The sequence below is a fragment of the Phaeobacter sp. G2 genome, assembly GCA_025163595.1.
Lineage (GTDB): Bacteria > Pseudomonadota > Alphaproteobacteria > Rhodobacterales > Rhodobacteraceae > Pseudophaeobacter.
Map to the genome: position 1 here is coordinate 1,473,065 of CP104100.1, position 23,051 is coordinate 1,496,115.

The 23,051-nt window shown below is 54.6% G+C and carries 22 protein-coding genes and 1 tRNA gene; 8 read left to right on the forward strand and 15 right to left on the reverse strand.

Annotated features, from left to right (window positions below; translation table 11 throughout):
- Window positions 1-7: 7 nt before the first annotated feature.
- On the reverse strand, window positions 8-259 hold the full coding sequence (locus N1037_07055; GenBank protein ID UWS80765.1) for a hypothetical protein: 252 nt from the start codon (window positions 257-259) through the stop codon (window positions 8-10).
- Window positions 260-394: 135 nt separating this feature from the next.
- A complete protein-coding gene (locus N1037_07060; protein ID UWS80766.1) occupies window positions 395-1,051 on the reverse strand; it encodes a pyrimidine 5'-nucleotidase in 657 nt (218 codons plus the stop codon).
- A 170-nt stretch (window positions 1,052-1,221) separates the two neighbouring features.
- Between N1037_07060 and N1037_07065 the strand changes: the two genes are divergently transcribed.
- A complete protein-coding gene (locus N1037_07065; GenBank protein ID UWS80767.1) occupies window positions 1,222-1,875 on the forward strand; it encodes a GntR family transcriptional regulator in 654 nt (217 codons plus the stop codon).
- Between the two features lie 134 nt (window positions 1,876-2,009).
- Here the strand turns inward: N1037_07065 and N1037_07070 are convergent, their stop codons facing one another.
- Both N1037_07070 and carA read right to left on the reverse strand, forming a co-directional pair.
- Window positions 2,010-3,950 (reverse strand): glycosyltransferase, encoded by a 1,941-nt coding sequence (locus tag N1037_07070; protein UWS80768.1) that lies wholly within the window; start codon window positions 3,948-3,950, stop codon window positions 2,010-2,012.
- 200 nt (window positions 3,951-4,150) lie between these two features.
- On the reverse strand, window positions 4,151-5,314 hold the full coding sequence (carA, locus tag N1037_07075) for a glutamine-hydrolyzing carbamoyl-phosphate synthase small subunit (protein ID UWS80769.1): 1,164 nt from the start codon (window positions 5,312-5,314) through the stop codon (window positions 4,151-4,153).
- A 256-nt stretch (window positions 5,315-5,570) separates the two neighbouring features.
- Here carA and N1037_07080 point away from each other — a divergent pair, with 256 nt between their 5' ends.
- Entirely contained in the window at window positions 5,571-6,044 is a 474-nt protein-coding gene (locus N1037_07080) for a GatB/YqeY domain-containing protein (protein ID UWS80770.1), read from the forward strand.
- Window positions 6,045-6,107: 63 nt separating this feature from the next.
- On the opposite strand, the gene N1037_07085 is transcribed toward N1037_07080, so the two are convergent.
- The 3 genes from N1037_07085 to N1037_07095 form a co-directional block, all read right to left on the reverse strand.
- A complete protein-coding gene (locus N1037_07085) occupies window positions 6,108-6,731 on the reverse strand; it encodes a tetratricopeptide repeat protein (GenBank protein UWS80771.1) in 624 nt (207 codons plus the stop codon).
- Between the two features lie 132 nt (window positions 6,732-6,863).
- A complete protein-coding gene (locus N1037_07090) occupies window positions 6,864-7,358 on the reverse strand; it encodes a DUF2244 domain-containing protein (protein ID UWS80772.1) in 495 nt (164 codons plus the stop codon).
- Between the two features lie 166 nt (window positions 7,359-7,524).
- On the reverse strand, window positions 7,525-9,198 hold the full coding sequence (locus N1037_07095; protein ID UWS80773.1) for a cytochrome c oxidase subunit 1: 1,674 nt from the start codon (window positions 9,196-9,198) through the stop codon (window positions 7,525-7,527).
- Window positions 9,199-9,539: 341 nt separating this feature from the next.
- Between N1037_07095 and N1037_07100 the strand changes: the two genes are divergently transcribed.
- Entirely contained in the window at window positions 9,540-9,965 is a 426-nt protein-coding gene (locus N1037_07100) for an HIT family protein (GenBank protein ID UWS80774.1), read from the forward strand.
- A 304-nt stretch (window positions 9,966-10,269) separates the two neighbouring features.
- Here the strand turns inward: N1037_07100 and N1037_07105 are convergent, their stop codons facing one another.
- A complete protein-coding gene (locus N1037_07105; GenBank protein UWS80775.1) occupies window positions 10,270-10,464 on the reverse strand; it encodes a hypothetical protein in 195 nt (64 codons plus the stop codon).
- A 447-nt stretch (window positions 10,465-10,911) separates the two neighbouring features.
- On the opposite strand from N1037_07105, the gene N1037_07110 reads away from it, so the two are divergent.
- Complete coding sequence (locus tag N1037_07110) at window positions 10,912-12,108, forward strand: alpha/beta hydrolase (protein UWS80776.1); 1,197 nt, start codon at window positions 10,912-10,914, stop codon at window positions 12,106-12,108.
- A 76-nt stretch (window positions 12,109-12,184) separates the two neighbouring features.
- Here the strand turns inward: N1037_07110 and lipB are convergent, their stop codons facing one another.
- Complete coding sequence (gene lipB / locus N1037_07115) at window positions 12,185-12,844, reverse strand: lipoyl(octanoyl) transferase LipB (protein UWS80777.1); 660 nt, start codon at window positions 12,842-12,844, stop codon at window positions 12,185-12,187.
- A 126-nt stretch (window positions 12,845-12,970) separates the two neighbouring features.
- Here lipB and N1037_07120 point away from each other — a divergent pair, with 126 nt between their 5' ends.
- Window positions 12,971-14,629, forward strand: a complete 1,659-nt coding sequence (locus N1037_07120; GenBank protein ID UWS80778.1) for a peptidoglycan-binding protein — start codon at window positions 12,971-12,973, stop codon at window positions 14,627-14,629.
- A 155-nt stretch (window positions 14,630-14,784) separates the two neighbouring features.
- Window positions 14,785-14,871 (forward strand) — tRNA-Leu (locus N1037_07125).
- Window positions 14,872-14,951: 80 nt separating this feature from the next.
- On the opposite strand, the gene N1037_07130 is transcribed toward N1037_07125, so the two are convergent.
- The 3 genes from N1037_07130 to N1037_07140 all read right to left on the reverse strand — a co-directional run bounded on the left by N1037_07130 (window position 14,952) and on the right by N1037_07140 (window position 16,133).
- The gene (locus N1037_07130) at window positions 14,952-15,224 is read right to left on the reverse strand and encodes a helix-turn-helix domain-containing protein (GenBank protein ID UWS80779.1); all 273 of its coding nucleotides are present in this window, start codon (window positions 15,222-15,224) and stop codon (window positions 14,952-14,954) included.
- The gene (locus N1037_07135) at window positions 15,214-15,657 is read right to left on the reverse strand and encodes a hypothetical protein (GenBank protein UWS80780.1); all 444 of its coding nucleotides are present in this window, start codon (window positions 15,655-15,657) and stop codon (window positions 15,214-15,216) included. Before N1037_07135 ends, N1037_07130 begins: the two co-directional genes overlap by 11 nt.
- Before the next feature lie 242 nt (window positions 15,658-15,899).
- A complete protein-coding gene (locus N1037_07140) occupies window positions 15,900-16,133 on the reverse strand; it encodes a hypothetical protein (GenBank protein UWS80781.1) in 234 nt (77 codons plus the stop codon).
- Between the two features lie 414 nt (window positions 16,134-16,547).
- Here N1037_07140 and N1037_07145 point away from each other — a divergent pair, with 414 nt between their 5' ends.
- Both N1037_07145 and N1037_07150 read left to right on the forward strand, forming a co-directional pair.
- Entirely contained in the window at window positions 16,548-16,733 is a 186-nt protein-coding gene (locus N1037_07145; protein UWS80782.1) for a hypothetical protein, read from the forward strand.
- 337 nt (window positions 16,734-17,070) lie between these two features.
- The gene (locus N1037_07150) at window positions 17,071-18,504 is read left to right on the forward strand and encodes a hypothetical protein (protein ID UWS80783.1); all 1,434 of its coding nucleotides are present in this window, start codon (window positions 17,071-17,073) and stop codon (window positions 18,502-18,504) included.
- 316 nt (window positions 18,505-18,820) lie between these two features.
- Here the strand turns inward: N1037_07150 and N1037_07155 are convergent, their stop codons facing one another.
- Genes N1037_07155 through dcm form a run of 3 tightly spaced genes read right to left on the reverse strand, consistent with a single transcriptional unit; the run spans window position 18,821 to window position 22,923 of the window.
- Window positions 18,821-20,089, reverse strand: a complete 1,269-nt coding sequence (locus N1037_07155; GenBank protein UWS80784.1) for an McrC family protein — start codon at window positions 20,087-20,089, stop codon at window positions 18,821-18,823.
- Window positions 20,090-20,097: 8 nt separating this feature from the next.
- Window positions 20,098-21,522: an AAA family ATPase gene (locus N1037_07160; GenBank protein UWS80785.1), complete on the reverse strand. Its 1,425-nt coding sequence runs from the start codon at window positions 21,520-21,522 to the stop codon at window positions 20,098-20,100.
- 36 nt (window positions 21,523-21,558) lie between these two features.
- Window positions 21,559-22,923 (reverse strand): DNA (cytosine-5-)-methyltransferase, encoded by a 1,365-nt coding sequence (dcm, locus tag N1037_07165; GenBank protein UWS80786.1) that lies wholly within the window; start codon window positions 22,921-22,923, stop codon window positions 21,559-21,561.
- Window positions 22,924-23,051 lie beyond the last annotated feature (128 nt).

A 23,051-nucleotide genomic window follows, 5' to 3' on the forward strand; every position in this document is an offset into this window, starting at 1 on the left:
TTGGCCACTAGCCGCGCGAAATGGCGATAAGCAGGGTAAACATCACCGGCACAAGCGCCACTGCCGGCAGGTAGAGACCGGGGATGCCAAACAACAGGATCGAGCTGCCCCAGAGGCAGATCAGAATGGCCAGGGCATAGTAGAAATTCTCTTCCTCTCCATAGGCCACTTCTTTTGAAATCCGCCCCAGCAGGGGAATGGCAAAGAGGAAACGTTGCCACAGAGGCAGACGGTCAGGGAGAGTATAGGCAAGGGCCATGCGCGCGATCCTTTAGCGTTGTTATCGCTGCCTATGTAGGGCCTTTGGGGGCAGAATTTGAGACCAGTTTGCCGGTCTTTTACCGGCCTTCCTGCGACAGAGTGTCCCCGTTTTGAGGGCGTGGGCCGGGCCTGTTTACAGGATCTTGGCGAGGAACCCGGCCAGGTCGTCGGTGTGATGGTGAATGTGGCTGCGCGCCTCAGCCTGGCCAAGCGCTTCTGGCGCCACATGGACAGTGCGCATCCCCATCGCATGAGGGGCCGAGAGATTGCGGGGGTCGTCTTCGAACATGGCGGCGGTTTCGGCGTGAATGCCTGCCTTGTCAAACACCATGTCAAAGGCGGCGCGCTCGGGCTTGGGGCGGTAATCGGCATGTTCCACACCAAAAACCCCGTCAAACAGCCCCGATAGGCCACGTGCGGCCAGCACCCGTTCAGCATAGGGGGCGCTGCCATTGGTGTAGACGATACGCTTGCCAGGCAAGGCCTTGATACAGGCGGCCAGCTCCGGGTCTTTGGGCAGATGATCCATTGAAATGTCATGGACTGCCTCAAGATAGGGCACAGGGTCCATATCATGTTCGCGCATCAGCCCTGCCAGGGTGGTGCCATGCTCTTGCCAATAGCTGCTGCGCAGATGGTCTGCTTCTGCCTTGTCGACCCCCAGCTCTGCCATGACATAGTTGGTCATCTTGACCTCGATCTGATCAAACAGTCGGGCCGAAGGGTGATAAAGTGTGTTGTCCAGGTCAAAGACCCAGTGGCGCACATGAGAGAAAGCTTTTTTGACCATGGGCAGCACCTAGGCAGACTGGAATTGTTTTGCAATGAGGATTTGACGTAGACCGGGTGAAATTGCTTTGGCTTCTTTTGTCGTATTCTGGCCCCAAAAATCTGGCAAAGGCTTGATTGCCAAGGCGTGAGCTGTAGGAATACAGACCTACCATTTGAATGGGACAGCAGATGAACCAGAGCCGCAACACCCAGAAAGACGCCTATTCTCTCATTCTGGAAGCCATTGACGTGGGGGTCTACAAACCGGGGGATCGCCTGGTGGAAAGCGACCTTGCGGAACGGCTTGGGGTGTCTCGCACCCCGATCCGTGAGGCCCTGCAGCGGCTGGAGACCCAGTCTTTGCTGGAGCGGGACGGGCGTTCACTGATCGTGGCCTCGCTGGATCACAATCAGATGGCCGAGCTGTATATGGTGCGCCGCGAGTTGGAGGGGCTGGCAGCCAGCCTGGCTGCGCGTCATGCCACCGAAGAAGAAGTGCGGGTGCTGAAAGACATGGTGCGTGAGGATGACGCACTGATTGATAAACCTGCAGACTTGGCCAAGGCCAACCGGCGCTTTCACGAACAGATCCATCTTGCCTCTCACAACCGCTACCTGGTGCAGCAACTCAATCTGGTGCATCGCTCCATGGCGCTTATGGCCACCACCTCTTTGGCGGCAGAAGGGCGGGGAGAAATTGCTCAGGCAGAACACAAAAAAATTGTTGCCGCGATTGAGGCGCGCGATGAAAAGGCCGCAGGTCAGGCGCTGAAGGATCATATCTCGGTGGCCTTTATGACCCGGTTGAAACAGGATGCGGGGGACCGTGGCCAGGGACGCTAGCAGTCACCGCGCCATACCAGCTTCAGGTCTTAGAGATCCGGCATTGCGGCTGTGAAAAGCTACTGCCCCGCCTGCTTTGGACCCGTCTGATTTAGGCCTGTTTGGTTTAGGCCCGTCTGATTTAGGCCCGCCTGCTATGGGTCTTGTTCCGAAGCGACGTGTTCCTGCGCGTTGCGATCCGGGGGATGCATGCCGTGACTGGTTTTGTCCCAAAAGAACGGATTATAGAGCAGCTCATAAAGCGCTTTATAAACCGCGATCGGCCCCATCAGATAGTAAAGCGGCAAAATTGGCACCCAGAGCGCCAGCCGGGGGCGACCGGAGGCAAAAGCGCCACATGCGGCTATGCCCATGCCCAGAGCTTCAAAGCTGATCAGGGATGAGACGCCAAGAAACAGGAGCATATCCGGCAGCACAGCTGTGCTGGGATGTGGAAGACCCAGGAACACCAACCAATAGGTCCACAGGAACGGCGCCAGTAGAAACTGGCCGATAGTGCCCAAGAAAAAGGCCTGAAAGCCAAGAAAACCGCGCCAGCCCAGTCCCCGTGCAAGATGTAGCGGTTGCCGCATATGGACCAGATAGGTGGCCATAAACCCCTTGAGCCAGCGAGAGCGCTGACGCACCCAGGGGGCTATATGGCAGCTGGCTTCTTCATAGGTGGCGGTGGCAAGCATCTGGGTGCGATAGCCAGCACGATACAGGCGAACGCCAAGGTCGGCGTCTTCGGTGACATTATGGGCATCCCATCCCCCCAGTTTGTCCAGCACAGCCCGGCGCACAAACATGGTGGTTCCGCCCAAAGGCACCACCAGCCCAAGCCGGGCAATGCCCGGCAAAACAATGCGAAACCAGCTGGCATACTCCAGGGTGAAGCAGCGTGAAATCAGATTGGCGCGCGGGTTGTAATAGTCCAGAACCCCTTGAAAGCAGGCCACCTCGGGTGAGGCTGCGGCAAAGGCTGCGGCCACTTTTTGTAATTGATCCGGTTGTGGTGCGTCCTCGGCGTCCCAGACCCCGACAATCTCACCTTGGCAAAAGTTCAGCGCATAGTTCATCGCCCGCGGCTTGGTGCGCAGCTCGCCCCAGGCGGGGACCTCAATGGCTGAGATCCAGGGCGGCAAAGTTGCCTCTGAGATGGTTTGCTGAGTGAGGCTGTCGCCTGCTTCCAGAACCAGTAGAACCTCCATTCGGTCCTGCGGGTAGGTGAGGCGTGCCAGCCGTTTGAGCAATGCCGAGCTGATGGCGGATTCTTTGTAGAGCGGCACCAGGACCGAGATCTTTGGCAGGTGCTCTGGGGGCTGTTTCTGTGGGTTGTGCAGCGGCAGCGATGCTGGGCCGTTGTGCAGCTTTGGAACAAGATGCGCGACAAGGCCGCAGAGTTTTAACCCCGTGAACATCAGCAGAAAAAGCAGCGCAGCGCCGCAGCAAAAGGAGAAGACCGTTAGCGGGAACAGTACCGAGAGGCAGAGAAACGCGGAGACAGGCAGCAGTTGTTTTAAGCGCTTGGAGTGCTGGAACAGCGTTCTGCTGCTGAGGTCGGGGGCGATACTGTTGCTTGCCTGTCGGGCCATTGCTGTTTTGAAATGGGCCTGCAGAAGCGGTGAGATCTGCGCCGCCGGAGCGAGAACGGGTATGAAGGGACCAAAACAGGCGCTCAGGGTTTGTCGCTGGCTTTCGGCTTCTGCAGCGGAGGCAAAGGCAATGGCGATGGTATCACCGAGTTGCACCCAGGGAATCGCGCAGTGACGCAGCCAGAAACTGGCGGGCATCCGATTCAACAGGAGGGCGCTGGGCCTGTGTTTGCGGAGATCCACAGACCGCAGGGCCAGTGCCTCGGCACGGAAAACCCCGGCGACAGACTGCGACGCGACGTGTTCTTTAGGGTGCGCTGGGCGATCTTTCGGCGCGACGGCACCGGATGCAGGCGCGGCTAAGGGGGCGGATTCTGGCGCTCCGGGGGGGGCTTGCCGTCCCTGTTTGGCGGCAGGAGGCGGATCCTCGCGCTGGTGGTTTTTCCCGCGCAGATAGACCTGCCGCGCGCTTTCCTGCACTGTATCTTTTGGCGCGGCCAATACAGAGGACCCTGTCCCTGGCTGGGTAATCCAGATAGGGCGGCGAAGACGTTTAAAGCCGCGAGACTGCAAACCGCGCATTCGATCACTCAAAATAAAAACCCCAGATGCATTGCACATCTGAGGTTGAAGAGGGCGGCTTAACAGTGTGTTAACCACATTATCCGTGTCGCGGTTTTAACCGGGAATTATTAGAATCTTTACGAAGCTTTACGCTCCGCCATGGCTGCAGCAAAGCGTTCGAACAGATAGAAACTGTCCTGGGGGCCGGGGCTTGCTTCGGGGTGGTGCTGTACCGAATAGACCGGACGGCCTGCCATGCGAATACCGCAGTTGGAACCATCAAACAGCGAGATATGAGTTTCTTCGACGCCTTCGGGCAGGCTCTGGGCGTCGACGGCAAAGCCGTGGTTCATCGAGGTGATCTCAACTTTGCCGGTGGATTTTTCCTTGACCGGGTGGTTGGCACCGTGGTGGCCGTGGTTCATCTTGACGGTTTTGCCGCCAAGCGCCAGCGCCAGCATCTGATGGCCCAGGCAGATGCCAAAAACCGGCAGAGTGGTGTCTTGCAGAATGGTGGTGATCATTGGCACGGCATATTCGCCGGTGGCAGCGGGGTCACCGGGACCATTGGACAGAAACACGCCGTCTGGGCTATGGGCCAGGACCTCTTCGGCCGTGGCTGTTGCCGGCAGAACGGTGACATCACAGCCAGCCGAAGCCAGGCAGCGCAGGATGTTGCGTTTGGCACCATAGTCAATGGCGACCACCTTGTGCACCGGGTTCTCCTGACGCGAATACCCCTCGGGCCAGGCCCAACGCATTTCGTCCCAGCGATAGCTTTGGGCGCAGGTGACCTCTTTGGCCAGATCCATACCTTCCAGCCCAGCCCATGCGCGGGCCTCAGCCACCAGGGCCTCAACGTCAAAGTTGCCCTCGGGATCATGGGACAGGGCCACATGGGGCGCGCCCAGTTGGCGGATGGCGCGGGTCAGGCGGCGGGTGTCAACACCGCCAATGGCAATCCGGCCAGTCCGGGTGAGCCAGCTTGTCAACTCTTCGGTGGCGCGCCAGTTGGAGGCCAGCGTCGGATCCCATTTTACCACCATGCCAGCGGCAACCGGATCTGCGGTTTCGTCATCCTCCGGGGTAACGCCGGTGTTGCCGATATGGGGGAAGGTGAAGGTCACGATCTGCCCTGCATAGGACGGGTCTGTCATGATCTCCTGGTAACCGGTCATCGCGGTGTTGAAACACAGCTCGGCGACGCAGCTACCAGTGGCGCCAAACCCGGCTCCATAAAAGACGGTGCCATCGGCTAGCGCCAGACATGCGGTTGGCTTGGACGGTGCAGTATCGGCCATGACAGAGACTCTCCTGAGGGTGAAATTCATCGGCTTTTAGGGCCGGGCGGGCATGGGGTCAAGCCTAGCAGAGCGGCAAGGGGGACAAGAAGCATGAGGTAAATTGCCCCTAGGCGCGCCGCCCGCGGTTCTGGCTCGGCTGAAACGGCTATGCAGTTGACCTGACGCAAGGCGAGGTGGGAGAGCAGGCGCTTGAACTGAGCCAGTCGATTGGATAGAGGTGCCACTTCCGGTTTCTTCTGCATGGATAAAAACGATGGATACGCGAACCCTGGTCAACCAGGCTCTGAAACGGGCGATGAAAGACAAGGCTGCCCAACGGGTAAGCACGCTGCGCCTGATCAACGCCGCAATCAAAGACAAAGAAATCGCAGCCCGTGCCGAGGATGGCGAGATCGCCCTCGGGGACAGCGAAGTCCTGGCGATTCTTGGAAAAATGACCAAGCAACGCAACGAAAGCGCCCGCGCCTATGAGGAAGCCAGCCGTCTGGATCTGGCCGAGCGCGAACTGGAAGAAATTGCGATTATAGAAGAGTTCCTGCCCAAGCAGCTCGACGCAGATGAGGTCCGCGCTGCGGTAAAGGCCGCAGTGACTGAAAGCGGTGCAGCCTCGATTCGCGACATGGGCAAGGTGATGGGCGCATTGAAGGCCAAATTCACCGGCCAGATGGATTTCGGCAAAGTGGGTCCCATGGTCAAGGACGAGCTGTGCAAGGACGGCGGCTGCTGAGATAGGGCGCCGCTATTATTGCGGCGTCGCGAAGTGCCTCCCCAATCGAAACCTCCTTGTCTTTTAGTTGCGCTTGGCCTCGTCCAGTATGTGTGCTCGGATTTCGGCTGCATGGGCATTCCGGGGAGCTAACCTCAGTGCATGTTCCGCTGAATCTAGCGCGGCTTTGTTGTCTCCCATTTCTAGAAGAGAAAATGCACGTCCAATGTAGGGAAAAACATAGTTAGGCTCTAGCTCTGTTGCTCTGTCATAGTCTGCGATCGACCGTGTGTACCTATTCATTCCAAAATAAACATTACCGCGATTGTAATATGCCTTTGCGAACCGAGGGTCAATTTCTAGAGCTTTGTTGTAGTGCTCCAGAGCTAGTTTGTAGTTTTTGCGGTTCTTGCTGATAATTCCAAGCTCGATGTAAGGATGTTTATAAGACGGGTTAATTTCCACTGATCGATGTAAGTCCTTCAGAGCACGACGTGTGTTCCCGAGCCGATGATGGGCATTGCCTCGAAAGTAATAGGTCATTTCAGATTTTTCTGGCAGCAAATTCAACTCGATGACCTTCGAGCAAGCTCTGACTGAAAGCCTCAGATTGTTTTCTTGAGAACAGTCTTCGATCGGGCCTGCGTAGGCGAAGGAAGTGGCTGCTACGGTGCAGAAAAGGCCGACGATACAGCGGACAAAAATCATAGACCGAAAACTCCCAAGTGCTCTTGCCTTAAACAAACGGTAGCAATTAATGGTTGTAAAGAGCGATTGGGAATTTAGGCTGGAGTGGTGCCCTGCAAACATCAGTGGCAAAGCTGACGATGGTGTTTGCGCTCATTGCATGGTTCTCTGCAACTCATCAAACAACGCCTTGCGCTCCTCCTCGGACAAAAACGCGCCGATCTCTACCTCGCGGCCACCTCCGCGCAGGGTGACGTAATTGGGAACTGGGCCGTCCTTGGGGTGCAGCTCCACGGCAACCCAGTAGCGATTGCACTGCCAGCTTTGCTGGGTGCCATTGGCATTGCGCCGCTCTAGGCGGGCCTCAGTGGCGTCCAGGGTCAAGACCTCGATCACCTGCGCATCGCGGCGGTTGCGGTCCAGGGCGTATTTCAGACCAAAAAGCGCCAGCAGCAGAAACGGTAGCAGCCCCCAGAACACAATAGATCCTGCAAAGGATAGCAGCGGCAGGGCGATCAGTAGCGCGGTTACCCCAATGAAGCGGGCGTAGCCCTGGGGCGGCAGCGATTGGTGCGGCCACAGATGCATTTCGCCGGGGGCATCGGCCACGGGGGACGCTGGGGGAGGGGTGATCCAGGAGTAGGGCATCTTTGGTCTTTGTCAGGGGCGGTCTGAGGGCGGTCTGAACGGAGGGTCTGATTATTTATGTCTGTCGCAGACAGGTTTTCAAGCGGGCAATTGCGCGCGCTGTGCTGCAAAAGGAAAGGCCCCGAAAGCGTCTGCTTCGGGGCCTTTCTGCGTCTGTTACGTCACCTTAGTGCGCGTGGGGTTTATCCCAGTCTTCCTGCTTTGGCAGGATCTCGAAGGTGTGCTCTGGTGGTGGGCAGGGCAGGGTCCATTCGAGGGTGTCAGCATATTCATTCCAGTAGTTGTTCTGGGTGATACGTGCGCCGCGCAGCAGCGAGTAGATCATCACACCAAAGAACAGAATGAAGGATGCAAAGGACAGGAAGGCGCCATAGGACGAGATCTTGTTCCAGTAGGCAAAGCCTTCGGGATAGTCGATGTAGCGACGTGGCATGCCCTGACGACCCAGGAAGTGCTGGGGGAAGAAGGTCAGGTTGGCGCCGATGAAGAACATCCAGAAGTGAATCTGTGCGCCCAGCTCGTTGTACTGACGACCGGTCATCTTGCCAAAGTAGAAGTAGATGCCCGAGAAGATCGCAAACACGGCACCCAGGCTCATCACGTAGTGGAAGTGAGCAACCACATAGTAGGTGTCGTGATAGGCGCGGTCGATGGAGGCCTGGGACAGAACCACCCCTGTGACACCACCAACGGTGAACAGGAAGAGGAAGCCAAAGGCAAACATCATTGGTGCTTTGAACGAAATCGATCCGCCCCACATGGTGGCAATCCAGGAGAACACCTTAACGCCGGTGGGCACCGCGATGACCATGGTGGCCAGCATGAAGTAGGCCTGTTGGTTCAGCGACATGCCAACGGTGTACATGTGGTGCGCCCAAACGACGAAGCCCAGAACACCAATGGCGATGATCGCCCAGACCATGGGCAGGTAGCCGAACACAGGCTTGCGCGAGAAGGTGGCAATCACGTGAGAGATGATACCAAAGCCCGGCAGGATCACGATGTAGACTTCGGGGTGACCAAAGAACCACAGGATGTGCTGATACAGGATTGGATCGCCGCCACCGGCAGGATCAAAGAAGGTGAAGCCAAAGTTGCGGTCCATTAGCAACATGGTGATCGCGCCCGCCAGAACTGGCAGCGACAGCAGGATCAGCCAGGAGGTGACAAAGATCGACCAGCTGAACAGCGGCACCTTGAACAGGGTCATGCCAGGGGCACGCATGTTCAGGAAGGTGGTGATCATGTTGATCGCGCCCAGGATCGAAGAGGCCCCAGAGACGTGAACGGCAAAGATCGCCAGATCCATCGAATAGCCGCCCTCATTGACCGACAGCGGTGGGTACAGAACCCAGCCCACACCAGAGCCAAGCTGACCGTTGCCGCCAGGCGACAGAACCGAAGCAACCGCCAGCGAAGTACCAGCCACATAGAGCCAGAAGCTGAGGTTGTTCATCCGGGGGAAGGCCATGTCAGGCGCGCCGATCTGCAGTGGCATGAAGTAGTTGCCAAAGCCGCCGAACAGCGCCGGGATCACCACGAAGAACATCATCAAGATGCCGTGCGCGGTGATCAACACGTTCCAAAGGTGACCGTTCGGGGTACATTCGCTTGAGGCATCCGCGAAGAAGCGGGCGCCTTCTGCACACATGTACTGAACGCCTGGATCCATCAGTTCAAGCCGCATATAGACGGTGAACGCGACGGAGATGAAACCTACAAGCGCCGAAACGATGAGGTAGAGTATGCCGATATCCTTATGGTTCGTGCTCATGAACCAGCGGGTAAAAAATCCGCGCTCGTCTTCGTGGCCGTGACCATGAATGGCTGCGTCTGCCATTAGGTGCCTCCTGTTGCAAAACTTTCTGGCCCCAGGAAACACTCCGGGTGGCCATAGACTCACATGCGGTTTTAGTGTGCCGTGTGGTGGCCTTCAATGGCGGAGTTTGATCTGGATCAAGATTAATTGTCGCGGGCACTTGTTTTTTGTAGCGTTTTCCCCACTTTCATCCGCATTTGTTAGGATCTTGCTGATTTGTCCTGAATGCCTGGTGCCGCAGCTGGGAAAGGCGCCGTTTGGCTCGCCAAAGTCCAAAGGCTTGACCACGGAGCGCATGCACCGCAAAACCCCACTACAGTGCGCTGCAAAACAGATCCGAGCAACCTATGGAGACCAGCTAGATGACTGCCTATGATCCCGAGAACATTTTTGCCAAACTTCTGCGCGGAGAAGTCCCGGCGGCGCGCGTCTATGAAGATGAGCAGACCCTGGCCTTTATGGACATCATGCCCCGTGCCGATGGTCATCTGTTGGTGATCCCCAAAACCCCCTGCCGTAACGTCCTGGATGCCAGCCCGGAACAACTGGCGGCGGTCATGCAAACGGTGCAGAAACTGAGCAAAGCCGTGATCAAGGCCTTTTCGGCCGATGGGGTCACTTTGCAGCAGTTTAACGAGGCGGCCGGCGGGCAAGAAGTCTTTCATCTGCATTTTCACATTCTGCCGCGCCACGAGGGAGACAAAATGCGCCCCCCTGGAACAATGGCAGAGCGCGACGTTATCGAAGCCCATGCCGCGCAGATCCGCGAGGCTGTTGCGACCCTTTAGGTTCGGGGCTGGTGGGTTCCTTTCGGCAAGGTATCAGGTGAATACCTGGTGATGAGCACCGGGTATCCTATACCGTCCTGTTTGCGATCATATTGAGATTTCTTTCAGCGCAGGGTTGATTAAGTATTTTGTCGCGTAGTATTTCTCAAAATGAAACTACAGCTTTTTGAAATTTGAGATCACTGAAGGCTGACATTGAACGACAGTTTGTCTGTGGCGCTTGTGCCCCTTTGATCTGATGCAGTGCTGAACTCTGGTTGCGATGGGGTTCGCACATTTTAGCGGGGCGTGTCGCCGTTTAACGTCAATGGGCAGGGCCGCGGGGCGGCGGCTGGTATTGTTTTCGGGCACCTGATTTGTGTGTCGCTTTTTTGTAATGGGTGAGGTGCGTGTGACCGATTTTCAGCCAGATTTCCTGCCCTCCAGAGAGCAAATTGCTGCGGCTATTTATGAAACTGTTTTGCGGCCGCAGTTTTTTGACAGGTTCAGCGTCGCGCATCAGTCTGGCTCAGCTTTAGGCGCAAACCCCATAGCAGATGGACCCAGTCGGATCTTTGAAGCGCCGGGAATACAGAGCCATTTTGCCCGTGCTTTGGAAATTCTGGAACAAAAGTGGGTAAAGATGGGACGACCAAACCCGGCGACGATATGGGCAAACCCTGATGTTCCCGGCTGGGAGGGCAAGACCGCCAGCGAGGATGAAATCTGGATCCTGGTAACGCTCGAGGCGGAGCTATTAGAAACGCAGGCACCGCCGGTCAGGGACACGGACCCGCGTGCGCGCGCAAAACAGGAAACGCTGTCCTGGGTGAGACATGCACAGCGAGTCGACGGGGAATGGCACGGGTTCGTAGATCGAATCAGAGCGCAGGATTTTTCCTGGCAAGACATTTTGGTTCTTGAAACATCGGTGCCGAACAGGAGGCTTCTGTGCCGCCCGGTTTGTATGGGCGCAGACGCAGGCGCGTCTGGCCCGCCTGTCGCAATATCGGTTGAACTTCTGGAGGTCGATTGGCCCCGCAGTGCCGATAGCTTTATCGCCAAGACCTTTGGGCTCAGCTCTGCCGAGGTGCATAGTCTGCGAACCCTTGTGCTCGGCTCAGAGCAGGAGCGGTCTCAGGCGCAGGACCCGGTAAGAATTGCCGCCAAGGCCGGCGCGCCCGGTGCTGCGGAGCTTGTCCGTCTTATCGGGTTCTTATTGCAGGAACATGCGCGCGATATGGCAATTTCTCGTGGCGTGTGTCTGCCGCAAAGTGTGGAAATCCGCGACAGCCAGGGGCGGGTGACCCAGTGTTTCAGACTCGGGGCCGAGGCGGGCCAGCCCGTGATATTTGTGCATGGTATGTTGGATGGGATTGCAGGAGTGCAGCAATTGCAGCCGCTGCTGCGCGCCGGCGGCTTTCGGGTCTATGCGCCCCTGCGGGGGGGCTATGGTGGCTCACATCCGGCGCCGGAAAAGCACCAGCAGCTCGACGCTTTTGTGGCGCAGATTGAGACGCTTATTGATCAGGAAAACCTGCGTCGGCCGCTTCTGTTGGGGCATCGCAGTGGCGTCATCTTTGCCCGGGCGGCGGCGTTACGGTTGCGCGGCAGAGTGGGGGGGCTTTTGGGGGTCGCACCCGCTCCGCCGCTCGCCCAGGCCCGCGACTACCGCCGTAACCACCGCTCTTTGGCGCTTTGTGCCCAGTTTTTGCCGCCCCTTATCCCCTTGGTTCTAAAGAGCTGGAGCAAATCGATTCAGCGACAGGGGGCTGCAGTTCTGGTGCGCAACCAGGCGCGATCAGGCAGCAAAGGCTTGGAGCGGCTTCGGGGCAAAAAGCTAGAGGACCTGCTTTCTTTGAGCCTGTCGATGATCATGCAACAGGACGGCGCGGGAATTCTGGCTGACCTGAAGCTGCAGCCCGAGGATTGGCGTGAGCAAATGATCGGTCATGCAGACCAGGCGGTGTATCTGTGCGGCGCAGAGGATGCTTTGGTCCGTCAGAATGGGCTGTATCCCCAGGTGTTGGGCGCCGAGAAAGTCCAGCTTCGCGTCTGCTCCGGGGCGGGAGATGTGCTGCTGTATGCCTGTCCGGAACTGGTGCTTTCGGCGCTTGACGATTTGTCTTCGCTTCCTCCGTCGCAGTTTCGCCAGGGGGGATGAGGTCAGAGGTGGCGATATCGCGTCCGTTTGCAACGGGATAGCTGTCTAACCCCAGGCAGGAAAAGGCAGCTGCTGATCATTCGATCTCTGCTGCAAAGACTTCGTAAAAGCTGCGTTTCAGGGCGACATCCACGTCCGAAAGGGTAACGGGAAGGCCGAGATCGACCAGGCTGGTCACACCATGCTCCTGAATGCCGCAAGGCACGATACCCCCAAAATGCTCCAGGTCCGGTTCGACATTGATCGAAATCCCGTGAAAGCTCACCCATTTGCGCAGTCTGATGCCGATAGCTGCGATCTTGTCCTCAGTCAGGGCGCCATCGGCGCGGCGGGGCTTGTCAGGCCGTTCCACCCAGACACCGACGCGGCCCTCGCGGATGTGGCCCGTCAGGCTGAATTCAGCCAGCGCCTTGATCACCCAGGCTTCAAGCTCTTGCACGAAACGGCGCACGTCATGGCCCCGTTTGGCCACATTCAACATCACATAAACAACCCGCTGGCCCGGCCCGTGATAGGTATATTGCCCGCCCCGCTTTGAGGTATAGACCGGAAAGCGATCCGGCTCTGTCAGATCTTCGATCCTGGCCGAGGTGCCAGCCGTGTACAGCGGCGGGTGTTCCAGCAGCCAGATACATTCAGGGGCTGTGCCCGCGGCGATTTCGGCGGCGCGCGTTTCCATAAAATCAATCGCCTCGTCATAGTCGACCGGACGATCAGATGTGATCCATTCAACCATGAATAATCTTCCTGCTTGGTAAGGGGCTATAAACCCTGCAACCAGATTAACGGCGAAATTGCTAGGTGAATAGCGCCGAACTGGCTATCGTGATTCCATTCAACGTATCTATAGGGGGTGAGTGGCATGTTATCAAAGTCACTTAAGACGGCCTTAGCCGCATCAATCATTTTCACATCTGGCGCCGGATCTGTGGCGGCTGACAATCTTGGCGCGGCACTTGTTGGCGGGTTGATTGGCGGTGCAATCGCCAACGGCGTGCAGCGCAATAACCGCACCACGACGCGGCGCAGCACCTATTCAGCAGCAAGGGTACAAAACCGCGAGACCCAGACATCGCTGAACTATTTCGGCTTCCCGGCCGGCACGCCCGATGGCGTCATGGGGCGCAAGTCGCGCACCGCGATTGGGCAGTATCAGGCCTTTATGGGGTTTCCCACCACCGGGCAGCTGTCACCTTATGAACGCGACTTTCTGGTTTCATCCTATAGTCGCGCGCAGATTGGCGGCCCGCAGGTCATCAAGGCAATGCAGGGCGGCAATGGCGTACGCGGGTTGTTGCATATCTGGCGCGACGAGGCCGCAGGCGTGCGCACCACGGGGTTGAGCTATAGCGGATCCGGGTATGGCGGCATGCCCATCGAGGTCAGCCAAGCGGTAGATGAAATTGCCGAAAGCGCCGAACCCAGCGCCGAACAGCTGTTGCAGCGGTCGGGCTTCATGCATCTTGCCGATCTGAACGGCGACGGCAAAAACGACTATATGATCGACACCTCGGTTTCTGGCAGCTCTTTCTGGTGCGGCGCATCCCATTGTTCTGTCATGGTCTTTGCCTCGACACCGCAGGGCTATCAACGCAATGATTTCATGGCCCGCGGCGTGACCACGGCTGATTTTTCGTGCCACCAGGGGATATGCCGCATGAACGAAGGCACTGGCACCCAGATGGCCAGCGCCGCAGCCCCCAGCGCAGCTGTACCGGGCGGCACTGTCATGGCGGCTGCGCCCGCCCCTGCGGCACCCGTGCCCGCGCCGGTTACTGCTGCCGCACCCGCACAACCGCTTGCAGGTATTCAACTGTTTGCGGCCCCCGCCGCACCTGCCGCAACCCAGTCCCTCGCCAGCCACTGCAGCAAGCTGAGCCTGCTGACCGGATCCAACGGCGGCTATATGACCGTGGCAAACATGACCGACCCGGAACTGGCCCTTGGCGAACAATTCTGCCTGGCCCGATCCTATGCTATCAACTCTGGAGAAGGCATGGTGGCCAAGCTCGGCGGTGTCACCCAGGCGCAGGTCGATAGCCAATGTGATGCCTTTGGCCCAGCGGTTCAGCCCTTCCTGGCCAAGCTCGGCACCTCCTCAAGCGAAGCACTGGTGGCAGAGGTGCAGAAGTTTGTCCTGCAATCGAACATGTCGATTGAGCAGCTCGCCAATACCGCCGGGATCTGCATGTTCTCGGGCTATCGCCGCGACAACATGGAGGTTGCCCTTGGCGCCGCGCTGATCATGGTGGGTATCGGCCAACGCCCCTATGGCGAACTGCTAGGGCATCACCTGTCTCAGGGCTTTGGCGTGGCGAAGTCTACTGCGCAAGCGCAGGATTGGTACGGTCTGGCCCTCACCTCGCTAGAAAGCGGTGCCGAAGCGGTCTTTGCGCCCGGGCAGCCCGAACGCACGGCTCTGATCAAAGCCGCTTCCTCCGGTCTGACTGGCGGGGCAATGGTACAGCCTGTACCCGCAGCCGCCAGTAGCTCAGCCCTGCCCAGCTTCTCTTCCAACTAGCGTCGGCAGAACTGAGCACAAGCAAAAACCCAACGGCCGCTCCTCCGCTCCGGCCGTTGGAATTCCGATTGTGCCAAAAGTTGCACAAAGGTCCATTTAGCCTCTTCACATCTCTGCCCCCCTCGTCTAATACGCCCACACCAAGCCTAGACAGTGCGGTCGTGGCGGAATTGGTAGACGCGCAGCGTTGAGGTCGCTGTGGGGTAACACCCGTGGAAGTTCGAGTCTTCTCGACCGCACCATTGTCAAGGCCTAAAGCCTTGACAACGTTTCATAAGTTGAGTGGGTTGCTAGGTCAGCCCCACAAGTAGCCCCACATTGATCAAGGCACGTTTGAGCAATGCTCAATCCATCTGTGAACCTCTGCGACCCGCAGCAGGGATCGATTTCCAGCCTTGTAGATCTTGATCGTTCCCTTCTTCTTTGCTCGATAGATCGTGTCGCGTGAAATGCCGAACCATTTTTGTACTTCGATCAGCGGGACATAGAGCGGAGAAAGTTCAGGTGTTTCTTTAGCTGCTTCGCGGATCTCGGTTATGTCACATCTGTTAATTGAGCTTTCCTCTACCTTTGTTTCTTGGAAGTTACTCCCCATGGTTGGCCCTCGCTCTTGCTACCAGGAGAGAGATTAGATTCTGCGTGGGTGAGATGTCGGGGTCGAAATCTTCTTCCATATTCTTGGTCTCTGTCCTGAGAAGGAACTCCAATGTTTTTAGACTTGCGTGGTTGCCAGAAGCACGAAATCTTTGAATTTCCTCGAGAGATAGAGTTTTTAAAGTCCTTTGCTCTCTAGAGATAGGTTTGAGGAGGTTATTGATCCTTTCGATTGAAACCGAAAATGCAAGATCGCTTCTCTTGTCCGCTGGCAGATCGAAGCACCTGTCTTCTATTTTTCCCTCTATTTGACTGTCGAGGAGGTCGATTTCAAATCCCAATTCTGGAAAGGGGAGGCAGTCAAGATATTCGATGTACTCTAGTTCTTTAGGGCAAGTTACCGCCGTTCTGCCGGGAATGGATGTTGTAATCATTTGGATCCTTTGCTTCCGTGATGTTTTAAGTTTCAGGCGCTGGCCTCGGAGTTAAGTCAAAGGCCAATAAAGGATCGTTAGGTCAAAGCTTTCACCGTGGCAACTGGCGTGGAAAGTCGATGACGGCGTGAATTTGACATAGTTATCCGAAATGTTGATCCAGATTGATATGCGCTGTCCTTGGGGAATTTAGTTGTTTTTATTTTCGCGACGATCCCTTTCAAGGATAGATCTATTTCTTTTCAAGAATAGCCAAGGATAGGATGGGAATAGGCAAGAATAGCTAGGATTGGTGTGATTTGGTCAATTTCTGCCTTCATCATCGATGATAAATAAAAAATTCCTCCCATGGAAAAGTGGAGAGTGATGCGTTTGTGCAACTGCTTGTTGCTGGGGTGGGCCGTTTCTTCAATATTGCCCAAATTGACAAGAGTGAAAGGAGTGAAGCAGTAGAAGGAGGAATCAGTTGTGAGCATTGGTGTTGTCACCTGATCCTGGACTGATGACTTTCAGGCTTTGTTGTTATCGGTTCGTAAAGAAGCGATCCTAGTAGGTGCCCTAAAAGAGATCTGGCCGCTTTGTAATAGGTCGGTAGAGTTTTCGCTACTGTGCGGTCTGACATCTTCATGACGTTAGAAGCGTAGTGCTACCTGAGCCAGTTCAAGGCCGGCGGAGCAAACGTAGACGACGACACAGATTTCATGCAGCTGGTGGAAGCGAGATTGAATGAACTTGATCATGATATTTCTCCGAGCGATAGGTAGTGATTGAAGTAATGTGTGTATGATGTGTATAGTGCGTATAGTGCGTATAGTGCGTATAGTGTGGCGTAAGTTGTGTCAACTACTGGTGTCTGTGCATGACTAAACTCTGAAAAATGGGAGAGATAAGTGGAAAGACTAGGAAATGAACCGCCAAAGCGAGTTCAATTGCTTATTACTGAAGAGGAGTTGATGGATGTTGAAGAGTACCTTCATCAGAGAAGGATTTATGGGAAATCGAAAGCAATTCGAGAACTCATAAAAATTGGTTTAGCAACTGAGGAGAAGAATGGGAGATGGAAACGTACAGAGTGAAAATTTTTCTTGGAGTGGAATTTTCGTACCTTAATGTGGAAATTTATTACTTTTCTACGGAGTAACGGGAGGAGCTCCTCAAAAGTCAGTTTGAACTAAAACCTTTGGCTTGTTTCGTGATGCCTTCTTTCCAGGGTGAAATCACCTAAGCTCCAGAATTTTTAATACCTGCGAAAATTGCTCGACCATATGACTCAAAGTGATGAGTCAGAATGCTATATGAACACTGACTGGCTCTCGCTTGTAACATGATCGAGTGTCCGGTTTCACCATTGCCAATTTTTGGTCTTGCGGCTGAGTTCACCAAATCTCGATCCAATAACTTTGGAGGCGAGGTATGAGAATCTCGAGAGAGTGTCCGATTGGTGATGATCGTGGTAGTGCAAAAAAGAAGGTTCAAGGTGAGGAGGAGGCGGCCCGCACATTGCGTGGGCACGAGCTGATAGAAGGAGGTGTTAATCTCAGCAAGATTGGGACTGATGCTGTTTATACAGGGGGATTCAAATTTGCAGCTGGTTCACTAGATCACAGAGAACAGACACAAATTGTTATGGAAATGGGTGATCGAGTGGGGGTATCGCTACGCAGGAACGGGGGTGGAAAATCTGCGCAGTTCTTACTTGGACTACCTGATGGTGAATATCTTGGGGTCGTTTATGATGCTCCTGCGCACAGCAAGCACCTTCCATCCAGCGCTATTGTTGACAGCAAGCAAGCTTCAGCAAACCTGCTCTATTATGTTGAAGCCGAGATGCCGAGTTCTTGTGGGCTCATAGCGTTAACTTTTCCGGCCTTAAGTTCACGGGTTCAAGTCGAAGACATCAAAGAGAGCGTTGAGGCTGCTTTCACCCACTACAAATCTGTAAAGCACCGCTTCTCTAAATCTGGTTTTGGAGGTTTCCTTTATGCGCAGCTTGAAATGGCTTACTGCAAAGATGATGAAACGTTCTACCTACACTTCCATGTGTTTCTTGAAGCGCGAAACTATGATGCGAACAAGAGTAGTATTCATGAGGTTCTTAACGAAAACATGCCTTGGGTTGGCGGCCATTCTGGGGTTGAGCTAAAAAAAGTTGCTCCTCGGGATGCGATGCGGTTCATCAGCTACGGTACAAAGCCGAGCCAGACTGCGGTTACGATCGCTGCAGCAGGCCATGAGAGCACGTTTAGAGACTATTATGACGCAACTAGTGGAAAGCGGCTCACACGAACCGAGAATGGCTTGAAGGCCTGTTTAGCAACACTCAAAGCAACTGGGCGCCGGGCAAAGCTCCAAAGGTGTGACAGCACTGGTGACACGCATGTTGTGCTAGTGGAGAAGGTGGGGGTGGGCACTTGCAAAACGCCTGCTACTGGGCAAACTCCGCATTCTAGCTCGGACAGAACCGAGCAGAGTGAGGCGCAAACCAATTCAAATGTTTACTGTGGAAGCAGTCCGGCTACCCCCGCGCCAGGAGGGCGGTTGCTGGCCTTTGGTTTCGTGCAAAACTTCAATGAACAACAACTTCCTGAACTGTTATCTAGAGAAAAACGGGGGATGTTCTACAAGGCGAATGAAGAAGCGCGAGTGGCGTGGGAGCGAAACACAAAGGAGAAATTCGACTTGGAAACTTTTCTTAGCCCTCTGGCTTTCGAAGTACTTGCAGCAATCAAAGCCTCTTTATTTAAGAGTTACACGGTAATATTCAGCCCCAAGGTTTATGATGTCTTGAGACACATAGAGGCCAGCATCGCAGACAGAAGGCGAGAGTGGGCCGATAACTTGATGTGATGGGTTTCTTGGGGATCACGCTCTGCCACAGCTGCGATCCGTCCGAGATGGTAGGACGTTTTCCGAGGAGAAATAGGACAGGCTGTGCCACCTGCGTCACCGTTGCACCGCCCATCTCAACCGACATGACAATCTCGAGCTTGTCCTCGTCACGCCAGAATCGCCGCCGCTCCACCCCAAGTATTTCACCACGCTTCTGATCGAGGAAGCGCGCGGAAGGTCACGAGCGATGCTGAACAGGGGCAAGTGATGGCGGTTGAAAAAAGGAGTGGGTGTGGGATTGGTCAGGGTGCAGACAGCTGTTCCATAGGTGAGATTAAGAAGCTAGCTCTTGGAACATGAAAGTGGCGAAGTTTTCTTCCTCTTGATCAAGGTCTTCGTTTTCCAGATTGAAGGCGTAACCCTTTAGTGTAATGCCATTTATTTCGCCAATTATTGTAGGTCCGGATTTCTTTCTTGGACTGCTTTGGTAAATCAATATAGCTTTCTGCGTCCTGTAGCACAGTGCATAGGTAATAGCCTGATTTATATCCTCCCGATTGGGCTTGTCTTTATATTTAACTTCACCAACAATCTGTGTGCCATCAGGTGTCGATTGTAGAACTATGTCTGGCTGCGCGGGTGGATCCCTCTTGTCATCAAATAGAGATCTTTTACCTTCCTTGTTTCCATCCTGAACAGAAACACTGTTTGGCCGGTGTGCGCTCAAGATGCGCCGGAGATATTCTTCAAATAGCACCTCAAAATTGATGATGAATGTATTCAGAATTATATCGCTCCCAACACTTTGGAGTGCAACGCTCTTGTTCGACAGAATAAGGGATGCGATATCGAGAGCACGGTAATAGTAACTCTTCGTGGCCGGCAGGCTTCTAGTTTCGATAGTCGCTTGGCAGACACACATATCTCTGCCGGTCATCTCCTTGACGATGTCAGGGAACCGCGCAAAAGCTTGATTGGCGACCTTGATCAGATGTCGAGCGCCTTCAGAACCTGGATCAAGGCGACTGAGAAGAATGCGAAGCGCACTCTTCAATGTTCTGTTGTGGGGAGTATTTGCCGTGTGTACGAACTTCTGCGCTCGCACCCTGTGGTATTCGCCCCGGCTCCAACATTTTAGAAGCGTTTCAGAGTAGAGCAACTTACCGCTCGGATATGATGTCTTTTCGATAACCGGGAGATATTCTTTGTGAAAACCATTCTCCTCTATGGTCTTAAGAGCATCAACAAGATTGGCACCCAGAAACTCCAGTATGCTGTTCGAGCTTGCTTCGCTGGCAAGGTAGAGACGGTCGGTTCCGGAGAGCGCTGTCAACGAGCTGCGGGCGGTATCGAGAACTCGGGCAAGGTTGCTCACTGGAAGCTTCGGCTCCACCTCTATCGATACTGACGGCGTCAGCGGGATCAGGCCAATATACGGGCCAGCGGAAACGATTACCTTATCGTTCCGGAATTGCAGGAAAAGCAAACCCTTCTCTTCGACATGAGGGTAGATCTGAAGCTTGCCGTTCACCAGCAAGTCTGCGAGATCCAGCTCGGTAGATTTCCTTGAAGGTACGCTTCGTGTGATCACGATACCACTCAATGTTACGCCTATTGATTTGCGTCGAAGGTGGCGGCTTCACCTTCCGTTGCATCAGTATTTCCATTTAGAGCTTCCAGGCAATCTGCGGTCAGATTTTCAACTGCTTTGAATGACACTTCATCGAAACGGAACCTCTTGAAAACGATGTGCCTGAGCTGCGTCCGCCAAAGCCGATCGAGGGAAGCCGTGTCTCGAATAGTCCGAAAGAGCGCGTGACCTATGCTGATGTGACGCTGTAGATCGTTGAAATACTTGATTATGGGTCCAAGTTGAGCACCCGTCATTCCATTATCTGTTAAAAACTGACGAAGCTTATTGCTGTCGGGATCGAGCGTAACCTTCGCCCACCGCCGTTCCATAGCCGCGTCGATTTCATCTACGGAGCGATCCTCGGGGTTCATCGTTGCCAGGAGGATGAGGTTCTTCGGGATGTTTGCATGCCGACCAGACGGCAAGCTGAAGTCCTGGCCGCGCAACGTGCCTTCCATATATGTCATCGCTTCACCCATCACCCTCGCAGGGTCGGTACGGCTGAACTCGTCGATGATCAGGACTACGGGTCCATCATGCGACCTCGCAAGCGTACACATTTGCAAAAGATGCTTGTCGCGAATAGTAAAGCCCATTTCGCCGTTCGGGACATAACCTTCAACAAAGTCTTCGTACTGGTACGATGGGTGGAACTGAACTTCGCGAATGAATTCTTGTCGGCCGTCGACGAAACGGAGCGCGATCTGTTTGGCATACCAAGTCTTCCCGGTCCCAGGGACACCTTGCAACAAGACGCCGCCAACACCATCGTCCTCAATAAGTGTTTTCACCTCCTGAAAGATCAGATCGTCCTCACTGATTTCAGGCTCAGTTTTTTTGTTATCGGACGAGATGACTTTCGCTTCCTCGCCAGATTGTCTTTCAATCAACTCGATATCACCGATACCGGGAATGGCGGCTTCTAATGCCGGTCTGACTTCTGGTAGAAGTTGGAAAATCACTGCGCCGATTGTCTTAAATTCATTCCCGGATAGTATTTGAACGACTTGAGATGAGTAGTTATTGAGACCCACGATCGCAGCTCTCGAAAGAGATCGAGCATAGGTTTCAGGAGACGTTTCGAGGAGTTCGTGTTTCTCAATCGCTCGAGGCAAGAGTATCACGTCACTCAGTGTGATCTCAAAACTCTTGGTGTTGACCGGATCTCTTTCTTTATTCGCGCATACGGCGTACGCACGTATGCCTTGCTCCCAGTCCGTGCGTTGGCCCTTATTGTTGTCACTACCTAGCCATAGCCACACCTGAGAACCCACATCAAAATCAGCTGGGACCTGGGCGCAGGTGATTTCGATATAGTCGCCATAGGACCCTGCAGGCGCTCCTGCCAGGTTTCTCGAAAGTTCGGCACTACTCGGGCCAAGACGTACTATCGCAGGTTCCATACAGGCCTTTTCCTTCAGAGTGTTCGTTTCCTACAATCACTCAGCAGCGATCTTTGAAACCATTCTTTCGAGCGCGTGTCGCATTGGCGAGAACAGGGTGCGACCAACGGAGTCTGCTCGTCGAATAATTCCAGCAGCGGCGTTGGCCGTCAGAAAATATCGATCATCTGGACACACGTCATCCAGCGCATCGACGAAGCGGGAACCGATAATCTCTGAAGGTGCCTGGGATGCTTTGCCTTCAACTATATGGTCCCCCCAAGCGCAACCACCGGATTTCCAGCGGTAAGAAAAACCTTCTTCTTCTACATCATGAAGAATCTCATTCACGTTGAAAAACTGTGAATGGTTTTCTAAGTCCGGAGCCCGTGCCAGTACATCGCTCTCAAAGCAGTTCCGACGTCTTCCGGGATATTTCTTCTGAATAACAGAAGAAATGCGCTTGGCAATCCAATCAACAACGGGCACCGCTACCGCATTACCAACTGCTTTATAGCGGTCAGAATCAAGACCGCGGAGAGGCGTGGCATAATCATCGAGAGGCATCGACCACCCGGCTGGAAAGCCCTGAAGCCGCTCACTCTCGGTAGGTGTGGGTCGACGAACACGATCAGAATAGGAAATGTATGATCGAGCCCAGTCATTTCCTGTATGTCGGCCTGAGGTTGCAGCGACACAATACGCTGTTTCGGGGACAATAGCTCCGGTTTTGTGAACCGTGGGAGTGATAAACCCTAAGCGTTCCCGCGGTGTTTTTGCACCAACCTCACCTTCATACAGAGATTCAATCGCTCTTCTGTAATCACCCTTCCAGGCGCAGATAAACACGCGCGATCTGGATTGGGGGGCGCCGAAATAGCGAGCATTGAGGACGCGCCACGAAACCGCGTAGTCCCGTCGCATCAGCTCTTTCAGGATGATTGCAAAATCTTGACCTTTGTGGGAGTTGAGGAGGCCAACTACATTCTCAAGTAAGATGACTTTCGGTTGGGCGACTTCTACCAATGCCATGAGCTCATAGAAAAGGCTCGTCTGCTTCCCTCTCAGCCCGGTTCTCCCGTGATTGCCCCGTGCAAGTGAAACATCTTGGCATGGAAATCCGGCAGTCCACACATCTGCTTTTGGAATGTCATTTGGCTGCAATAACTTGATATCGGACTTCAATTCAGCGTTCGGCCAATGTCGTGATAACACTGATCGACAGAATGGATCGAGTTCGCACTGAAACTTGACCTCAGCTCCGGCGAGTTCAAAAGCACGATCAAACCCACCGATACCGGCAAATAGAGAATTGACCGATAATCTTGTCTTGCGGGAAGTCGTGCTCTGACTTTTTTCGGTCTTGTCGACAGATGGATGAACCGGTTCAGGATTTAATCCGAGGTGCAATGTTTTGTTCATCTCTACCTGTCTCCACGGCCGTTATACTGACGCTCATCGATTGCTATCTCTTCAATAGCACCTAAACAGGAACAGCCGGCAGCCTATTTCTTGTTTTGTTCTCACAAAATCTAGCGGTTTCGTACCCA